We start from the raw sequence: 15,112 nt of genomic DNA on the forward strand, positions 1-15,112 counted from the left end.
GGTCGTCAGTCCTGACGGGTGAGGAGCGTGGCCAGCGAGGTCGCCGGGTGGCCGGTCAAGGTGGGGATGTCGGCGGTGACCTGGGACAGCTCTCCGGCGGCTATAGCGGTGTAGGTGCTCACCCACGCGTCCAGCTGCCAGTCCGGAGCGTTGTATCGGCGCCTCGACTCGTACGCCTCTTCGAGGGTCTCGTTGTGGAAGCGGGCCGGGCGGCCGGCCGCGGTCAAGGCGGCCGCGGCCTCGGTCATGGTCAGGGCCTCCGGGCCGGTCAGCGTGTAGGTGTGGCCGGCGTGCGGGGTGGGGTCGCGCAGGACCGCCGCCGCGGCGTCGGCGATGTCGTCCTGGGCCACGAAGGCGGCCCGGCCGCCGGCGGCGGGGCCGCGGATGACGCCGTCGTCGCCGGTCATGAACGGGAGGAAGTCGGCGTAGAGGCTGTCGCGCAGGAACGTGAAGGGCAGGCCGCTCTCCTCGATGTGCTGCTCGGTCGCCCAATGGTCGCGGGCCAGGGTGAAGGTCGCGGTGGGCGACGCCCCGGCGAACGAGATGTAGACCAGGTGGCCGATGCCGGCGGCCGCCGCGGCGTCGATGAAGGTGATGTGCTGGGCGACCCGGGCGGGGGTCTCGGCGCCCGACACCATGAGGACCGTGCCGGCGCCGGTCAGGGCCCGCCGGACAGCCTCGCCGTCGTCGTACGACGCGACCGCGACCTCGTGGCCGGCCGGCGCCCGGGAGGCGTCCCGGACCAGTAGGCGCAGGGGACCATTCAGGCGTTGCACGACTCGGCCGCCGAGGCGCCCGGTCGCGCCCGTCACCACGATCATGGGTCCAGCCTACGAGCCCAGGTAGCGCAGGATGGCCAGGACCCGGCGGTTGTAGTCGGGCGCGGCGGCCAGGCCGAGCTTGTCGAAGATGGCGTTCACGTGTTTCTCGACGGCGCTCAGCGAGACGAACAGGCGCTCGGCCACGGCCACGTTCGTATATCCCGCGGCCATCAGGCGCAGGACATCGTTTTCGCGCGGGGTGAGACGGGTCAAACCCGAAGACCCGGACATCAGTTGCCGTACGACCTCAGGGTCGAGCACGGTCGAGCCGTCCGCGACCCGGTCGAGGGCGTCCAGGAAGTCTCCGACCTGGGCCACCCGGTCCTTCAGCAGGTAGCCGACCCCGTCCGGCCGGTCGGCCAGCAGTTGCGAGGCGTAGCGCTTCTCGACGTACTGGGAAAGTACTAGTACACCGACCTGCGGCCGGCGCCGGCGGATCTCCAGGGCCGCGCGCAAACCGTCGTCGGTGTTGGTGGGCGGCATCCGGACGTCGGTGATCACGACGTCCGGCCGGGCCGCTTCGACGGCCGGCACCAGGTCGACGGCGGAAGCGACGGCGGCCACCACGTCGTGGCCTTCCTCGGCCAGAAGCCGGACCAGGCCTTCGCGCAGCAGCGTGGAATCCTCGGCGAGCACTATCCGCACGGCAGCGAGACCCGGATCGTGGTGCCGCCGCCGGGCGGGCTGTCGAGCTCGAACCGGCCGTCCAGCGCGGCCACCCGATCGGCCAAGCCGCGCAGCCCGGACCCGTCGAGCGAGGCCCCGCCGGCGCCGTCGTCGCCGATCACCATCCGCACCCCCGGGCTCAGCCGCACGGTGATCACCGTAGCCCCGGCGTGCTTGGCCGTGTTGGTGATGGCCTCGCACGCGACGAAGTAGAGAACGGTCTCGATCGGGCGAGGAGGGCGTTCGACCAGGTCGTACGTGACACGGACGGGCACCGGGGAGCGCTGGGCGACCATGGTCAGCACGTCCTCGAGGGTGCCGTGCTCCAAAGCGGACGGATAGACCCGCCACGCCACCTCGCGCAGCTCGTCGATGGCCCGTTGCGCGTCCTCGTGGGCCTGCGCGAGCAACTCGGCGGCCCGGTCGGGCGACCGGCGGGCCCGCCCCAGCAGCATGCCGAGGGCGACCAGCCGTTGTTGCAGCCCATCGTGCAGGTCACGCTCGATGCGACGGCGCTCGGCGTCGACCGCGTCGATCACCCCGGCCCGGCTGACGGTCAGTTCGGTGATGCGCCGTTCCAGCTCTTCACGGGTGCCGGCGGCCAGCAGCGTGCGCAGCAGCCGCCGGTCCAGCGCCACCGTGCTGGCCATCGCCTGCAGGTCGAGCAGCAACAACGCGGACCCGAACAGAATCTGCTCCAGCAGCCCCACCACCGACATCTCACCGACGGCGACCGCGTGCACGACAATGCCGGCCAGCACCAGCCCAACCAGCAGCATGCCAACGGTCAGCAGCCCGAGGAACGCCGGCAGCAGCCGCGCCGCCAGAAACCGAAACGCACGCCGCGCATCGAAGCGAACCGGCTCGACCCCAAGCCGGCGACGTTCGAATTCGGCAAGCCTCAGCGCGTACGGATGAAGCCCCACCCGAAACCCCGACACCACCGCCACCAGGAGAAAAAGCCCTTCGGCCACCCCACTCAGCACACCACCCGCAACCGTGCCGACCAGCCGAAGAACCACCCGCCCCCAGCCACCTACCGCCCGCCCCCGCCCCGAGCCGCCCGGGCTTCGGGGCCAGCCTCGCCAGGTGCGTACCCGGCCGCGCGGGGGCCGGGTGGGGGATCGATCGGCGGGCACGTCAGTCATTCTGCCTGCGCAACAATCGATTTCCGACGAAATAAGCGACCAGCAGGGCGCAAGCGGCGATCACGACGTTCTGGAAGGTACCCACATAGGACTCGATGGCGGTCCAGTTGGCGCCGAGCGCGTAGCCGGCCAGCACGAAAGTGGCGTTCCAGATCAGGCTGCCGAGCGTGGTGCAGAGCAGGAACGTGCGGAGCCGCATCCGTTCGACGCCGGCCGGGACCGAGACGAGGCTGCGGAAGATCGGGATCATGCGCCCAAAGAAGACGGCCTTGGTGCCGTGGCGGCCGAACCAGGCTTCCGTACGGTCGAGATCTTCGACCTTGACCAGCGGCAGCCGCGCGGCGATGGCACGAACGCGGTCGCGGCCGAGCGCGGCGCCGATGTAATAGAGCGCGACGGCGCCGATGACCGAGCCGAGCGTGGTCCACGCGATGGCGGCGGCGACGTTCATGCGCCCCTGACCGGCGATGAAGCCGGCCAGGGGAAGGATCACTTCACTTGGGATGGGCGGAAACAGGTTTTCCAGGGCTACGGCGAGGCCCGCGCCGGGCCCACCGAAGCGCTCCACCAAGTCGGTGACGAAAGAGGTCATGGGAACGACCGTAGAAATCGGGCGATCCCCGGACCATGAGGGCGGCCGCCGACCTTACCTGGGGAAAACCGCAGGGTGTACGGAGTCGTCGAGCACCCGGGCGGTGGCCAGCGAGTCAGCGAAGCGTCCCGGATCGAGATCGAGCCCGCCGGGAACCCAGGAGAGGGGCCTCGAGATCCGCAAGGGGCCGCCGCCAGGTGAGGACGCGTCGGCCGAGGTTCGAGAGGGGTGGCCGCTGGGGGAGGAGGCGTCGGGCGAGATCTGCGGGTGGGTGTCGCGTGTCGAGGTGTGGTCGGCCGAGGCCTGCGAAGGGCTGCTCGGGGTCAGCGGGAGGTCGGCGGTCATGGCGACCAGGATCTCGTGGGGGGTCATGCCGGCCGACTGGAGAAGGCGGATCTCCCGGGGGTTGATCGCGGGTGGGAGAGGGCCGTTGCCGAGGTCGGTGCCGTAGCGGACGTGACCGCCGTACGACAAGAAGAGCCGGAGGTTGGCGACGGCCGTGACCGACTCGGGGGTCGGCCGGCCCCAGCCGTGGATGTCGAGGGTGCTGATCCAGGTCATGCGGGTGGCGCAGTCGCGGGCGAGGCCGGGGTCGAGTGGCTCGGTCCACGGGGTGTGCGCGAGGAAGGAGGCGCCGGACTCGAGGGCGAGCCGGACGGTGCCGGGGCCTTCGGCGTGGACCACTACGGGAACGCCCTCGCCGGCGACGGCGGCCATGATCTCGGGGGAGAGCAGCGGGCCGCCGGCGTGGGCGGTGACCTTGATGAGGGTCGCGCCGAGGGACTTCGCCTCGGCCACGGCCTCGACGGCGTCGGCGGGGGAGCGGAGCTCGCGCCAGCTGCCGGCGGGCGCCCAGGAACGATCGCTCGGATAGCCGCCAGGCGCGGTGAGAAAAGGACCGGCATATCGGATTTGCGGCATCTTGCGACGCTCGTGGTCGGCGGCCAGGGCGGCCACTGTGGACGGCTCGCCGCCGAGATCCCAGACGCCGGCGATGCCCCCGGCCCGCACCGTGGCGAGATCGACCAGCGCGGAGTGCACGTGAGCGTCGACCAGCCCGGGCAGCAGCGTCCCCGGAAGGCGCCGGGTGTCACCGGGAAAGTCCACCACGAGGGAAAATTCGGAAATGTCCGAGTGGGAGTGGGTGGACACCGCGGGTTGGAAGCGGGCGCTGGGGTGCGGGGCGGTGCTGGGGTGTGCGGCGGTGCTGGAGTGCGCGGCGGCGCTGGGGTGTGCGGCGGCGCTGGGGTGTGCGGCGGCGCTGGAGTGTGCGGCGGCGCTGAGGTGCAAGGCGGCGGCTGGGGGTGGGGCGGTCGGCGGTGTGCCGGCGGCATGGTGGAGGGCGGCGCCCGTGTGGAGGTGGCCGTTCCACCAGATGGAGTCGGCGGTCAGGTGTGGGGTCACAGGAGGGTGCGCAGGGTGGACAGGCCGTGGTGGACCTCGGCGAAGCTGGTGCTCAGGGGGGCCGGGCCTATGCGCAGGCCGTCGGGGCGGCGGTAGTCGGGGATCACGCCCGCGGCCCAGAGCGGTTCCAGGAGCTGTTCGAAGCCGGGGCGCTTCAAGGTGATGTGCCCGCCCCGGCGGGCCGGAGTGCGCGGGCTGACCACCTCGACGCCGTGCGGTACCAGCCACTCGTCGGCCAGGTCCAGGGCGTAGGAGGTCAGGAGCAGGGATTTCGCCCGTACGGCCTCGATGGTCGCCTCTTCCAGAACGTCCAGGTTGGCGTGCAGCGGGACCATGGCCAGGATCGGCGGGGTGCCGCTGAGCAGGGCCCGTGAGCCCTTCGCCGGCTCGTAGCCGGGGCCCATCTCGAAGGACGCCCGGTGGCCCATCCAGCCCTGGATCGGCTGGTGGAGCTCGCCGAGCAGGTCGGCCCTCATGTAGGCGAAGGCCGGAGCGCCGGGGCCGCCGTTGAGGTATTTGTACGTGCAGCCCACGGCCAGGTCGACGCCCCACGCGTCCAGCTCGATCGGCACCGAGCCGGCCGAGTGGCAGAGGTCCCACATGGTCAGGGCGCCGGCCTCGTGGGCGATCCGGTTGATCTCGGCGACGTCGGCCAGCCAGCCCGAGCGGTACGCGACGTGGCTGAACAGGACCATCGCCGTGCGCTCGTCGACGACCTCGGCGACCTGTGCCGGGTCGACGCCCTCCTCGGGCGAGACGGAGATCCACACCAGCTCGAGGCCGCGTTCGGCGGCGATGCCCTCCAGCACGTACCGGTCCGTCGGGAAGTTGTCGGTGTCCAGCACCACGCGGCGGCGGCCGGGGCGGGCGTCCACCGCGGCCCGGGCCAGCTTGTAGATGAGCACGGTGGTGGAGTCGGCCACCACCACCTGGCCCGGCGCCGCGCCCAGGGCGATCGCGCCCAGGCGGTCGCCCAGCGTGAGCGGCCACTCCAGCCAGCCGTCGGTCCAACCCTGGATCAAACGATTCGCCCATTGCCTACGGATGAACTCGTCCATCAGGTCGGCGGTGGCCTTCAACGGCCGGCCCAGCGAGTTGCCGTCCAGATAGGAGGCGACCCCGTCGGCCGCCAGGAATCGGTCGCGGAAGTGCGCCAGCGGGTCGGCCGCGTCCAGGGCGAGAGGGTCGGTCAACTTGTGGCTCCGATTTCCGTGCGTACGGCGTACAACTCGGGAAAGAACGTCAGATCCAGCGCCTTGCGCAGGAAATCGACGCCGCTGGACCCACCCGTGCCCCGTTTGAAGCCGATCGTGCGCTCCACCGTCTTGAGGTGGCGGAAGCGCCAGAGCTGGAAGTTCTCCTCCAGGTCGACCAGTTCCTCGCAGGCCTCGTAGGCCTCCCAGAACCGCTCCGGATCGCTGTAGATCCGCACGAAGACCGGCACGAGGTCCTCGTCGAAGTGGTGGGGCTCGGCGACGTCGCGGTGCAGCTGCTCGGCCGGGATGTCGTGGCCGTGACGTGACAGATAGCGCAGGAACTCGTCGTACACACTCGGGGTTTCCAAGGCCTCGACGAGCAGCTCGCGGGCCGACTGGTCGTCGTCGAAGAGCGACAGCATGCGGCGGTCCTTGTTGCCGAGCATGAACTCGACCGCGCGGTACTGGTACGACTGGAAGCCGGACGATGTGCCCAGGAAGGAACGGAACTCCGAATATTCGCTCGGGGTGAGCGTGGCCAGCACCGACCACTGCTCGGTGAGGGTGCGCTGGATGTGTTTGACGCGGGCCAGGCCCTTCAGCGCCGGGCGCAGGTCGTCCTTGGCCAGGTACCGCTGCACGGCGCGCAGCTCGTGCAGCACCAGCTTGAGCCAGAGCTCGGAGGTCTGGTGCTGCAGGATGAACAGCAGCTCGTCGTGGTGCTCGGGGACGCTGACCGGGTGCTGGGCGCCGAGGATCTCGTCCAGGTGCAGATAGCGGCCGTACGAAAGGTTGACCTTGAAGTCACGGACGATGCCGTCCTCCATCGGTCGCTGGTCAGGTGCCATCCCTGAAGGGAATCACACGACCTCAGACATTGGCGAGTGACCCGTTGGTAAGGATCGGACCCCAGTAGACCCACTGACCGTCGTGGCGCACGAAACGGCTGCGCTCGACCATGTCGCCGGGCTTGCCGCGATCGGTGTAGTGGGCACGGAACTCGACGACGCCCTCGGTGTCGAACATGCCGCCGCGCTCGGTCTCGATGATCTCCAGGCCGGTCCAGCGCAGGTGCCGGTCGGGCTCGATGCGCTCGGGGCGGGTCTTGGGATGCCAGGACCGCAGGACGTACGCGTCGTCGTCGCGCGCGAAGGCGGAGAACCGTGACCGCATCAGCGCCTCGGCCGTGGCCGGCTTTCCGCCCCGGTGGATCGGCTCGCAGCATTCCGCGTAAGGCAGGCCGCGCCCGCACGGGCACGCGGTGGTCGTCTTCTTCGCCATGGCTCCATTTAACCGCTGATCATCTTTTGACAACGTTCCAGCTCGGCGATGGTCTTCTCCACGGCCTCGACGGCGGTGGCGGTGCCGGTGCGGATGCCGTCGACCTCGGCGTCGATCCGGTTGGTGGCGGTGGCGGTCTGGCTGGCCAGCTGCTGCACCTCGCCGGCGACGACGGCGAAGCCCTTGCCCGCCTCGCCGGCCCGGGCGGCCTCGATGGTGGCGTTGAGGGCGAGCAGGTTGGTCTGCTTGGCGATGGTGGCGATGAGCTGGACGACCTGTTCGATCTCGGCGCTGCTCACGGCCAGCCGTTCGATCACCGAGGCGGCGTCGCGCGCAGCACGCACCGCCGCCTCGGTGGCGCTCGCCAGATCACCGGCGAGCCGCTGATCCGCATCGGTCATCGCGCCTCCCCTTGCGGCTCCTACGGTGCCACTGGCGGGGCCGCGTCGTAGGGGATTCCGCGCGATTGGAGCGCTTTGCGCGCCGCTTTGGCCACGACAGCCGACGAATCCCGCGTCAGCGGCCCCACATCGGCGGCGCGGAGGCAGTCGATGGCGGCGAGCGCTTTGACCGCCGCGGCCCGCACACGCGGCTCGCCGTGCCGCAGGAGCGGAACGAGAAGCGCTTCGTCGGCGTAGCGGCCGACCTCACCCAGCCCAGCCACGGTCGCCGGGACGGGGCCGGTGGACACCGCGGCGCGGTAGTGGGCGAGCGGGTCGGTGGCGCGGCTGCGGGCGTAGGCGCGGACGATCGGCGCCGGGTCGTCCATCAGGGCGGTCACCTCGTCGTCCAGGCCCAGGCGGGCCAGGCCGACGAGTGCGCTAGCCCGGACGCCGGAGAAGCGGGACCGCACGAGGAGGCGCAGCGTGGCGACGTCGGCGGTGGCGCTGACGGCGTCGACGCTGCGCAGCCGGATGATCGGGTCCTTGGCGTGCACGGCGAAGTGCACGAGGTCGTCGTGGCTCCAGCGGCCGAGATCGGCCCCGATCTCATAGGCGAGGCGCCGCTCGCGCTGGTTGCGCGAACGGACCAGGGCGCGTCCGAGCTCGTCGAAGCGCCCGGCGAGCGCCTCGCGGAGGTGGGTCATGGCCCAGCCCCCGCGACGGCGCGAAGCCGTGTAGGCGGCCATGGGGAGAACGGCGGGCAGGTGGCGAGCGAGATCCGCGTCGAGGATCCGGGCGACGGCCGCGCGGGCGGCTTCGCGGACCTGGCGGACCCAGTCGCCGCAGCGCAGCACGAGGAAGGGAAACAGTGATGTCTCGGAAGCGTCGGCCAGGGCGACCACGGCGCTCTCGCGGATGTGGCCGTCGCGGCTCATCGTGGCCAGGGCCGCGGTGAGCGGGGAGGGGCGGTCGAGGAAGTAGGACTCGGGGGCGATGACGGACTCCCGCAGGTACGAGCGGCAGCGTGCGTCGAGGTCGGCGAGCAGCCGAGGGCGGCGGACCAGCTCGGTCACCTCGACCCGGCGGTCGGCCAAGGCGGGCAGCAACTCGTCCAGGGCTTCGCCGCCGCGCCGCGCGGCCCGGCGCAGGATCTCGTCGGAGGCGAGCGCGGACGGCGATGTGTCGGTCATCGCGACATCGTGGCGCACGGGCGGGGCGGCCGTCCGCTGGTTTTCGGGGGCCGGCGTTATGGAACCGTGGTGCAAGGGATGACTGGGAAATCTCAGCGGAGAGCGATCACTTAACCGCTTCACGGCGCGGATCTTCGATACGGGGCGCAACAATGTCGAAACATGATCGACTCATGTGATGACGGGATCTGAAATTCTCGACGTCGCCCGCTGAAAAATCTGCAACTGGCCGTTCAGAAATTGCAGCGGCCTGACGTAGGCTGTCGGGCGTGACCAAACGTCTGGCCGAGGTGGCCAAGAAGGCGGGCGTCAGTGAGGCGACCGTCAGCCGGGTGCTCAACGGGCGCAGTGGCGTCTCCGAGGCCACGCGCGCGTCGGTGCTGACGGCCCTCGATGTCCTGGGATATGAGCGGCCCACCAAGCTGCGCGGTGAGCGCGGGCGGCTCGTCGGGCTCGTGCTGCCCGAGCTGCAGAACCCGATCTTCCCGGCGCTGGCCGAGGTGGTGACCGCCTCGCTCGCGCAGCGCGGGTTCACGCCGGCTCTCTGCGCACGGACCATCGGTGGTGTGCCGGAGCGCGACTACATCGAGATGCTCCTCGACCACCAGGTCTCCGGTGTCGTCTTCGCCGGTGGGTCCTATGCGCTGGCCGAGGCCGAGCACGGGCACTACAAGGCGCTGACCGACCGGCGGATGCCCGTCGTCATGGTCAACGCCGGCGTCAACGACCTCGGCTTCCCGCACATCTCCACCGATGACGCGGTGGCGGTCGAGCAGGCGTACGGACATCTCAAATCCCTGGGTCACGAGCGTGTGGGCATGGTGATGGGGCCGGAGGACCACATGCCGTCGCGCCGCAAGCTGGGGGCGCTGGTGAAGATCGCCGGGCCCGAGGGGGAGGACTGGTTCGTCGAGCGGACCAACTTCTCGATGGAGAGCGCCCGGCTGGCCGCGGCCAAGCTGATCGAGCGCGGCGTGACCGGCATGATCTGCGCCAGCGACGTGCTCGCGCTCGGGTCGATCCGGGCCGCGCGCCGGCTCGGGCTCGACGTGCCGGCCGACGTCTCGGTGGTCGGCTTCGACGACTCGGCGCTGATGACCTGCACCGATCCGCCGTTGACGACGGTGCGGCAGCCGATCGAGATGATGGGGCAGGCCGCTGTCGACCTGCTGGTCAACCAGATCGAGGGCAGCGGCGTCGAGCCGGACGAGCTGCTCTTCGAGCCGGAGCTGGTGGTCAGGGGATCGACGGCGCCGGCGAAGCGGTAGCAAGCGGACGGAACAAAAAGGGCGAGCCCGTGAGGGCTCGCCCTTTTTGCATGCCCAGGAGTGTCTGGGCTCACAATCTCGACATCTGCCGGTGTTGCAGTCGTGTTTTTTCAGCGAACGATCGAAACCTTGCCGAAACAGGTCGGTCTCGTTACAGTGACTCCACTCACTTCCCAAACCCGCAATCTATCGATAGCCACGGATACACCCGTTCCTGAAGGGATGGACAGATGTCCACACCGCAGTACCGGAAGGTCGCGGCCCTGGCGCTCGCGACCGGCCTGGGGCTCAGCAGCCTGGTGGGTTGCTCCACGAAGAGCGACGACGACTCCGGGACCGACGCCGCCGGCAAGACCACGATCACCGTCGACTGCCAGCCCGTCGGCGCGCAGAAGGAGCTGCTGGCGAACTGGAACGCGGATGTCGCGGCGTTCGAGAAGGACAACCCCGACATCACGATCAAGAGCGTCAGCGTCGGCGAGCAGTGCAACAACCCGCCGGACTTCACCGCCCGTCTGGCCGGCGGCACGATGACCGACGTCTTCTACGGATATATGACCGACCTGTCGCAGGTGCTCGACTCCGGTCAGGCCATGGAGATCACCTCGCTGGCGAACAAGGACACCATCCCGACCTGGGACAGCGTCGACCCCGCGCTCAAGGAGGTCTTCACCGACGGCGGCAAGCTCTACGCCGTACCGGTGAAGAACTACTCGATGGGCCTGGTCTACAACAAGGCGCTGTTCAAGAAGGCGGGCCTCGACCCGGCGGCTCCGCCCAAGACGTGGGCCGAGGTCCGTACGGCGGCCAAGAAGATCTCCGCCCTCGGCGGCGGCATCGCCGGCTTCTCCGAGTACAGCGCCGGCAACACCGGCGGCTGGCACTTCACGGCCGAGATCTACTCGCAGGGCGGCCAGGTCCTCAGCGAGGACGGCAAGAAGGCCGACTTCAACAACGCCCAGGGCAAGCAGGTCCTGCAGAACCTCAAGGACATGCGCTACGGCGACAACAGCATGGGCAGCCGTCAGCTGCTCCAGTGGGGCGACCTGCTGACCAACGCCGGCGCCGGCAAGGTCGGCATGTTCATCGGCGCGCCCGACGCCACCCAGGCCATCGTCAGCCAGTTCCAGGGCAAGTACGAGGACTGGGCGATGGGCCCGATGCCGGGCCAGGACGGCGCGGCCAAGGCGACCCTCGGCGGCGGCGAGGGCTACTTCTTCAAGAAGGGCCTCACCGACGACCAGGTCAAGGCCGGTCTGAAGTGGCTGGCGTACCAGAAGCTCACCCCGGGCAAGGGCCAGTTCGACTACGCGCGGGCCAAGCCGCAGAACTACCCGGTCGGCCTGCCCCAGCCGCTGCTGTTCACCAACGGCAGCGAGGCGCAGAAGCAGGAGCTCGACCTGCGCAAGGCCAACGCCAACCTCGACACGGCCAACTTCGCGCCGTTCGAGCAGAACCCGGTCCCGATCAAGGGTGAGCCGCGCAACGCCCAGGCGATCTACGCGGTGCTCGACTCGGCGATGTCGGGTGTGCTGACCAACCCGAACGCGAACATCGGCGAGCTGCTCAAGACGGCCGAGACCAAGGTCAACCAGCTCCAGGCCGCCGGTAGCTGATTCACCCGGGCGCGAGAGCGCAAGCTCTCGCGCCCGTCGAAAAGGAGTTCCCCTTGACGATCGTGGCGCCGCACATCACGAAGCAGCCCACCCCGCCCGCGCCGGTACAGAGGACAAAACGGGGACGGAAGCTCAGGGACAACCTCACCGGCCACGCTTTTCTGATCGGGGCGGTCGCCTGCTTCGCCCTCTTCATGTGGTTCCCGATGATCCGCGGCATCGTGATGAGCTTCCAGCGCACCCGCCGCGGCGAGACGACCTGGGTCGGCTGGGACAACTACACCCGCATCATCGCCGACCCGAGCTTCTGGATCGCCTGGAAGAACACGTTCGTCTTCACCCTGCTGGCGCTGGTCCTGGGCTATCTGCTGCCGTTCTTCGTGGCGATCCTGCTCAACGAGTTCCGGCACTTCAAGGGCTATCTGCGGGTCCTGGTCTACCTGCCGGTGATGCTGCCGCCGGCCTCGGCGCTCTTCCTGTTCAAGTACTACGCGTACGACCCGAGCGAAGCCGGTCTCTTCAACGCGATCCTCGCGTTCTTCCACCTGCCCACCTCGGAGTGGATGCAGTCGCCGAGCATGACGATCCCGGCCATGGTGATCGCCTCGACGTGGATGAACATGGGCGGCGCGGTGCTGATCTATCTGGCGTCACTGCAGAACATTCCGGGTGAGTTGTACGAGGCCGCGGAGCTGGACGGCGCGGGAATCGCGCGCCGCGTCTGGAACGTGACGATCCCGCAGACCCGGCTCATCCTGGCCCTGCTGGCGATGCTCCAGATCGTCGCCACCATGCAGCTGTTCATCGAGCCCCTGATCCTGGCCAACGGCGCCGGCACGCAGGACTCGGCGACCTCGGTGGCCTACCTGATCTACCAGCACGGCTTCTTCCAGAACGACCTCAACGGCGCCGCGGCCCTCGGCGTGATCATGCTGCTGGTGCTGGGCGCCTTCAGCGCGGTCTACGTGCGACTGACCACGAAACAGGACTGAGACGATGACCCGTACCCTCATCTCGCAGGCGCAGCTCCGGCGGGGCCGCGGCCGGTTCCTCTACTGGGCGGTCCTCGGCGTCGTGGTCCTCGGCTTCACGCTGGTGTTCCTCGGGCCGCTCTACTGGATGGTCACCGGCGCCTTCAAGTCGGGCCAGGAGATCGCGCAGACCCCGCCGACGTTGTGGCCGCGCGATCCGGAGCTGCAGAACTACGCCGACGCGTGGAACAACCTCGAGCTGGCCAAGCTCATGTTCAACACCTTCTACTACGCGGCCGGCGCGGTCTTCTTCCAGCTCGTCTTCGACACCGCGGCCGCGTACGCCCTCTCGAAGCTGCGGCCCGCGTTCGGCAACGTGATCCTGGCCGCGATGCTGGCCACGCTGATGATCCCGGCCATGGTCCTGATCGTCCCGCAGTACGTGACGGCGATCGACCTGCCGATCATCCACGTGAACCTGCTCGACTCGCCGTGGGCCATCTGGCTGCCGCTGGTCGCCAACGCCTTCAACATCTTCCTGCTGAAGCGGTTCTTCGACTCGATCCCCGAGGACCTGATCGCGGCGGCCCAGGTCGACGGCGCGTCGCCACTGCGCACGCTGTGGTCGATCATCCTGCCGATGTCGCGGCCCATCCTCGGCGTGGTGTCGATCTTCGCGGTGACCGCGGTCTGGAAGGACTTCCTCTGGCCCAAGCTGGTCATGCCGTCACCGGAGACGCGCACGCTCAGCGTCGGCATCTACGCCTTCGCCGGCGGCACCCCGCAGAACGTGGTGATCGCCGCCTCGGTCATCGCCGCGATCCCGACCGTGATCATCTTCCTGATCTTCCAGCGCAACATCATGTCGGGTCTGACGACCGGCAGCCTCAAAGGCTAGAAAATCCACGTAAAACGGGCGGTTTGCCAAAACCGTCAGCCTCAGCGTGCACAGAAAGCGGGCAAAAAGTGTCTCACCAAGACTCCCAGTGGTGGCGCGACGCGGTGATCTATCAGGTCTATCCGCGCAGCTACGCCGACGCGGACGGCGACGGCGTGGGCGACATCGCCGGCATCCGGGCCCACCTGGGACACCTGGCCGACCTGGGCGTCGACGCGATCTGGATGAGCCCCTGGTACCCGTCGCCGATGGCCGACGCCGGCTACGACGTGGCCGACTTCCGCGACATCGACCCCGCCTTCGGCACGCTGGCCGAGGCCGAGGCGCTGGTCGAGGAGGCGCACGCGGCCGGCATCCGGATGATCGTCGACATCGTCCCGAACCACATCTCCAGCGAGCACCCGTGGTTCAAGGCGGCCCTGGCCTCGCCGGACGCCCCGGAGCGCGACTACTTCTGGTTCCGTCCGGGGCGGGGGCCGAACGGTGACGAGATGCCCACCGACTGGGTCGGCGAGTTCGGCGGCACCACCTGGACCCGGGTCCCCGACGGCCAGTGGTACCTGCACCTCTTCACGCCCGAGCAGCCCGACCTCAACTGGGACCACCCGGACGTGCGGGCCGAGTTCGAGAGCATCCTGCGGTTCTGGTTCGACCGTGGCGTCGACGGCATCCGCATCGACTCCGCGGCCCTGCTTCTCAAGGACGAGAGCCTTCCCGAGGTACGCGACGGCGAGCCCCACCCCTTCCACGACCTCGACGGCGTGCACGACGTGTACCGGGCCTGGCGCCGCGTCGCCGACGAGTACGGCGGTGACCGCGCCCTGATCGGCGAGGTCTGGATGCCGGAGGTCGAGCGGTTCGCGAACTACCTGCGCCCGGACGAGCTGCACGCCGCGTTCAACTTCGACTTCCTCGGCTGCGCCTGGGATCCGGCCCTGATGCGTGAGTGCGTCGACCGCACCCTGCACGCGCACAAGGCGATCGGCGCCCCGGCCACCTGGGTGCTGTCCAATCACGACGTCACCCGGCACGTCACCCGCTACGGCCGCCAGGACACCACCTTCAGTTTCGACAACAACCTCGACGGCACCCCGGTCGACCTCGAGCTGGGCACCCGCCGGGCCCGGGCCGCCGCCCTGCTGTCGCTGTCGCTGCCCGGCGCCACCTACATCTACCAGGGCGAGGAGCTCGGCCTCTGGGAGAACGAGAACATCCCGCCCGAGCAATATCAGGACCCGATGTGGGGCCGGCGCGGCCACAGCCGTGACGGCTGCCGCGTCCCGCTGCCCTGGACCGGCGACACCGAGCCGTTCGGCTTCACCACCGGTTCCCCGTGGCTTCCCCAGCCCGCCGAGTGGAAGGACCGGACCGTCCAGGCCCAGACCGGCGACCCGAGCTCGATGCTCGAGCTCTACCGATCCGCGATCGCCCGGCGCCGTACCGAGGAGGGCCTGCACCAGCCGGCCATGTCCTGGATCGACGCCGGCGAGAACGTGCTCGCCTACACCCGCGGCGACAGGTTCGCCTGCGTCGTCAACATGTCCGGCGCCCCGATCGCCCTGCCGGACCACGAGTCCCTTCTGCTCGCCAGTGGCCCTCTCGACGGTGACCGCCTCCCCCCGGATACCGCCGTCTGGCTGCGCCTGCTCTGATCCCCGGCGGTCGGCTGCCGGGGATC

15 protein-coding genes are annotated in these 15,112 nt (G+C 69.5%); 5 read left to right on the forward strand and 10 right to left on the reverse strand.

From position 1 onward, the window contains the following. Positions 1–5: 5 nt before the first annotated feature. From CRP55_RS32195 to CRP55_RS32240, 10 genes are all read right to left on the reverse strand, one after another. Positions 6–821, reverse strand: a complete 816-nt coding sequence (locus CRP55_RS32195) for an NmrA family NAD(P)-binding protein (RefSeq protein WP_097325024.1) — start codon at positions 819–821, stop codon at positions 6–8. A gap of 9 nt (positions 822–830) precedes the next feature. After that, complete coding sequence (locus CRP55_RS32200; protein WP_097325026.1) at positions 831–1,466, reverse strand: response regulator; 636 nt, start codon at positions 1,464–1,466, stop codon at positions 831–833. Continuing rightward, positions 1,457–2,509, reverse strand: coding sequence for a sensor histidine kinase (locus CRP55_RS32205; protein ID WP_245923521.1), 1,053 nt, complete (start codon positions 2,507–2,509; stop codon positions 1,457–1,459). The genes CRP55_RS32200 and CRP55_RS32205 overlap by 10 nt, the downstream gene beginning before the upstream one ends. 118 nt (positions 2,510–2,627) lie before the next feature. Further along, a complete protein-coding gene (locus CRP55_RS32210) occupies positions 2,628–3,227 on the reverse strand; it encodes a DedA family protein (RefSeq protein ID WP_097325030.1) in 600 nt (199 codons plus the stop codon). A 54-nt stretch (positions 3,228–3,281) separates the two neighbouring features. Continuing rightward, entirely contained in the window at positions 3,282–4,631 is a 1,350-nt protein-coding gene (locus CRP55_RS53355; RefSeq protein ID WP_179855408.1) for an amidohydrolase family protein, read from the reverse strand. Then, positions 4,628–5,824, reverse strand: a complete 1,197-nt coding sequence (gene kynU, locus CRP55_RS32220; RefSeq protein WP_097325032.1) for a kynureninase — start codon at positions 5,822–5,824, stop codon at positions 4,628–4,630. The genes CRP55_RS53355 and kynU overlap by 4 nt, the downstream gene beginning before the upstream one ends. After that, positions 5,821–6,675, reverse strand: coding sequence for a tryptophan 2,3-dioxygenase (locus tag CRP55_RS32225; protein WP_097325034.1), 855 nt, complete (start codon positions 6,673–6,675; stop codon positions 5,821–5,823). The genes kynU and CRP55_RS32225 overlap by 4 nt, the downstream gene beginning before the upstream one ends. 22 nt (positions 6,676–6,697) lie before the next feature. Continuing rightward, positions 6,698–7,108, reverse strand: coding sequence for a YchJ family protein (locus CRP55_RS32230; RefSeq protein ID WP_097325036.1), 411 nt, complete (start codon positions 7,106–7,108; stop codon positions 6,698–6,700). A gap of 8 nt (positions 7,109–7,116) precedes the next feature. Continuing rightward, on the reverse strand, positions 7,117–7,509 hold the full coding sequence (locus CRP55_RS55780; RefSeq protein ID WP_097325038.1) for a methyl-accepting chemotaxis protein: 393 nt from the start codon (positions 7,507–7,509) through the stop codon (positions 7,117–7,119). Positions 7,510–7,529: 20 nt separating this feature from the next. Then, positions 7,530–8,681, reverse strand: coding sequence for a hypothetical protein (locus tag CRP55_RS32240; RefSeq protein ID WP_097325040.1), 1,152 nt, complete (start codon positions 8,679–8,681; stop codon positions 7,530–7,532). A gap of 269 nt (positions 8,682–8,950) precedes the next feature. On the opposite strand from CRP55_RS32240, the gene CRP55_RS32245 reads away from it, so the two are divergent. The 5 genes from CRP55_RS32245 to CRP55_RS32265 all read left to right on the forward strand — a co-directional run bounded on the left by CRP55_RS32245 (position 8,951) and on the right by CRP55_RS32265 (position 15,086). After that, positions 8,951–9,949 carry a LacI family DNA-binding transcriptional regulator gene (locus CRP55_RS32245; RefSeq protein ID WP_097325043.1) on the forward strand — a complete coding sequence of 333 codons (999 nt, stop codon included), beginning with the start codon at positions 8,951–8,953 and terminating at the stop codon, positions 9,947–9,949. Between the two features lie 230 nt (positions 9,950–10,179). After that, on the forward strand, positions 10,180–11,565 hold the full coding sequence (locus CRP55_RS32250; protein ID WP_097325045.1) for an ABC transporter substrate-binding protein: 1,386 nt from the start codon (positions 10,180–10,182) through the stop codon (positions 11,563–11,565). A 59-nt stretch (positions 11,566–11,624) separates the two neighbouring features. Further along, entirely contained in the window at positions 11,625–12,557 is a 933-nt protein-coding gene (locus CRP55_RS32255) for a carbohydrate ABC transporter permease (protein WP_438865831.1), read from the forward strand. 4 nt (positions 12,558–12,561) lie between these two features. After that, complete coding sequence (locus CRP55_RS32260) at positions 12,562–13,434, forward strand: carbohydrate ABC transporter permease (RefSeq protein ID WP_097325049.1); 873 nt, start codon at positions 12,562–12,564, stop codon at positions 13,432–13,434. Positions 13,435–13,502: 68 nt separating this feature from the next. Continuing rightward, positions 13,503–15,086, forward strand: a complete 1,584-nt coding sequence (locus CRP55_RS32265; RefSeq protein WP_097325051.1) for a glycoside hydrolase family 13 protein — start codon at positions 13,503–13,505, stop codon at positions 15,084–15,086. Positions 15,087–15,112 lie beyond the last annotated feature (26 nt).

The sequence above is a fragment of the Paractinoplanes atraurantiacus genome (assembly GCF_900215205.1).
Taxonomy (GTDB): Bacteria; Actinomycetota; Actinomycetes; order Mycobacteriales; family Micromonosporaceae; genus Actinoplanes; species Actinoplanes atraurantiacus.

Bases quoted from the DNA above. Each gene is read 5' to 3' on its own strand.
- CRP55_RS32195 (WP_097325024.1), bottom strand. From the start codon at position 821: ATGATCGTGGTGACGGGCGCGACCGGGCGCCTCGGCGGCCGAGTCGTG.
- CRP55_RS32210 (WP_097325030.1), bottom strand. From the start codon at position 3,227: ATGACCTCTTTCGTCACCGACTTGGTGGAGCGCTTCGGTGGGCCCGGC.
- CRP55_RS32225 (WP_097325034.1), bottom strand. From the start codon at position 6,675: ATGGCACCTGACCAGCGACCGATGGAGGACGGCATCGTCCGTGACTTC.
- CRP55_RS32230 (WP_097325036.1), bottom strand. From the start codon at position 7,108: ATGGCGAAGAAGACGACCACCGCGTGCCCGTGCGGGCGCGGCCTGCCT.
- CRP55_RS55780 (WP_097325038.1), bottom strand. From the start codon at position 7,509: ATGACCGATGCGGATCAGCGGCTCGCCGGTGATCTGGCGAGCGCCACC.
- CRP55_RS32240 (WP_097325040.1), bottom strand. From the start codon at position 8,681: ATGACCGACACATCGCCGTCCGCGCTCGCCTCCGACGAGATCCTGCGC.
- CRP55_RS32250 (WP_097325045.1), top strand. From the start codon at position 10,180: ATGTCCACACCGCAGTACCGGAAGGTCGCGGCCCTGGCGCTCGCGACC.
- CRP55_RS32260 (WP_097325049.1), top strand. From the start codon at position 12,562: ATGACCCGTACCCTCATCTCGCAGGCGCAGCTCCGGCGGGGCCGCGGC.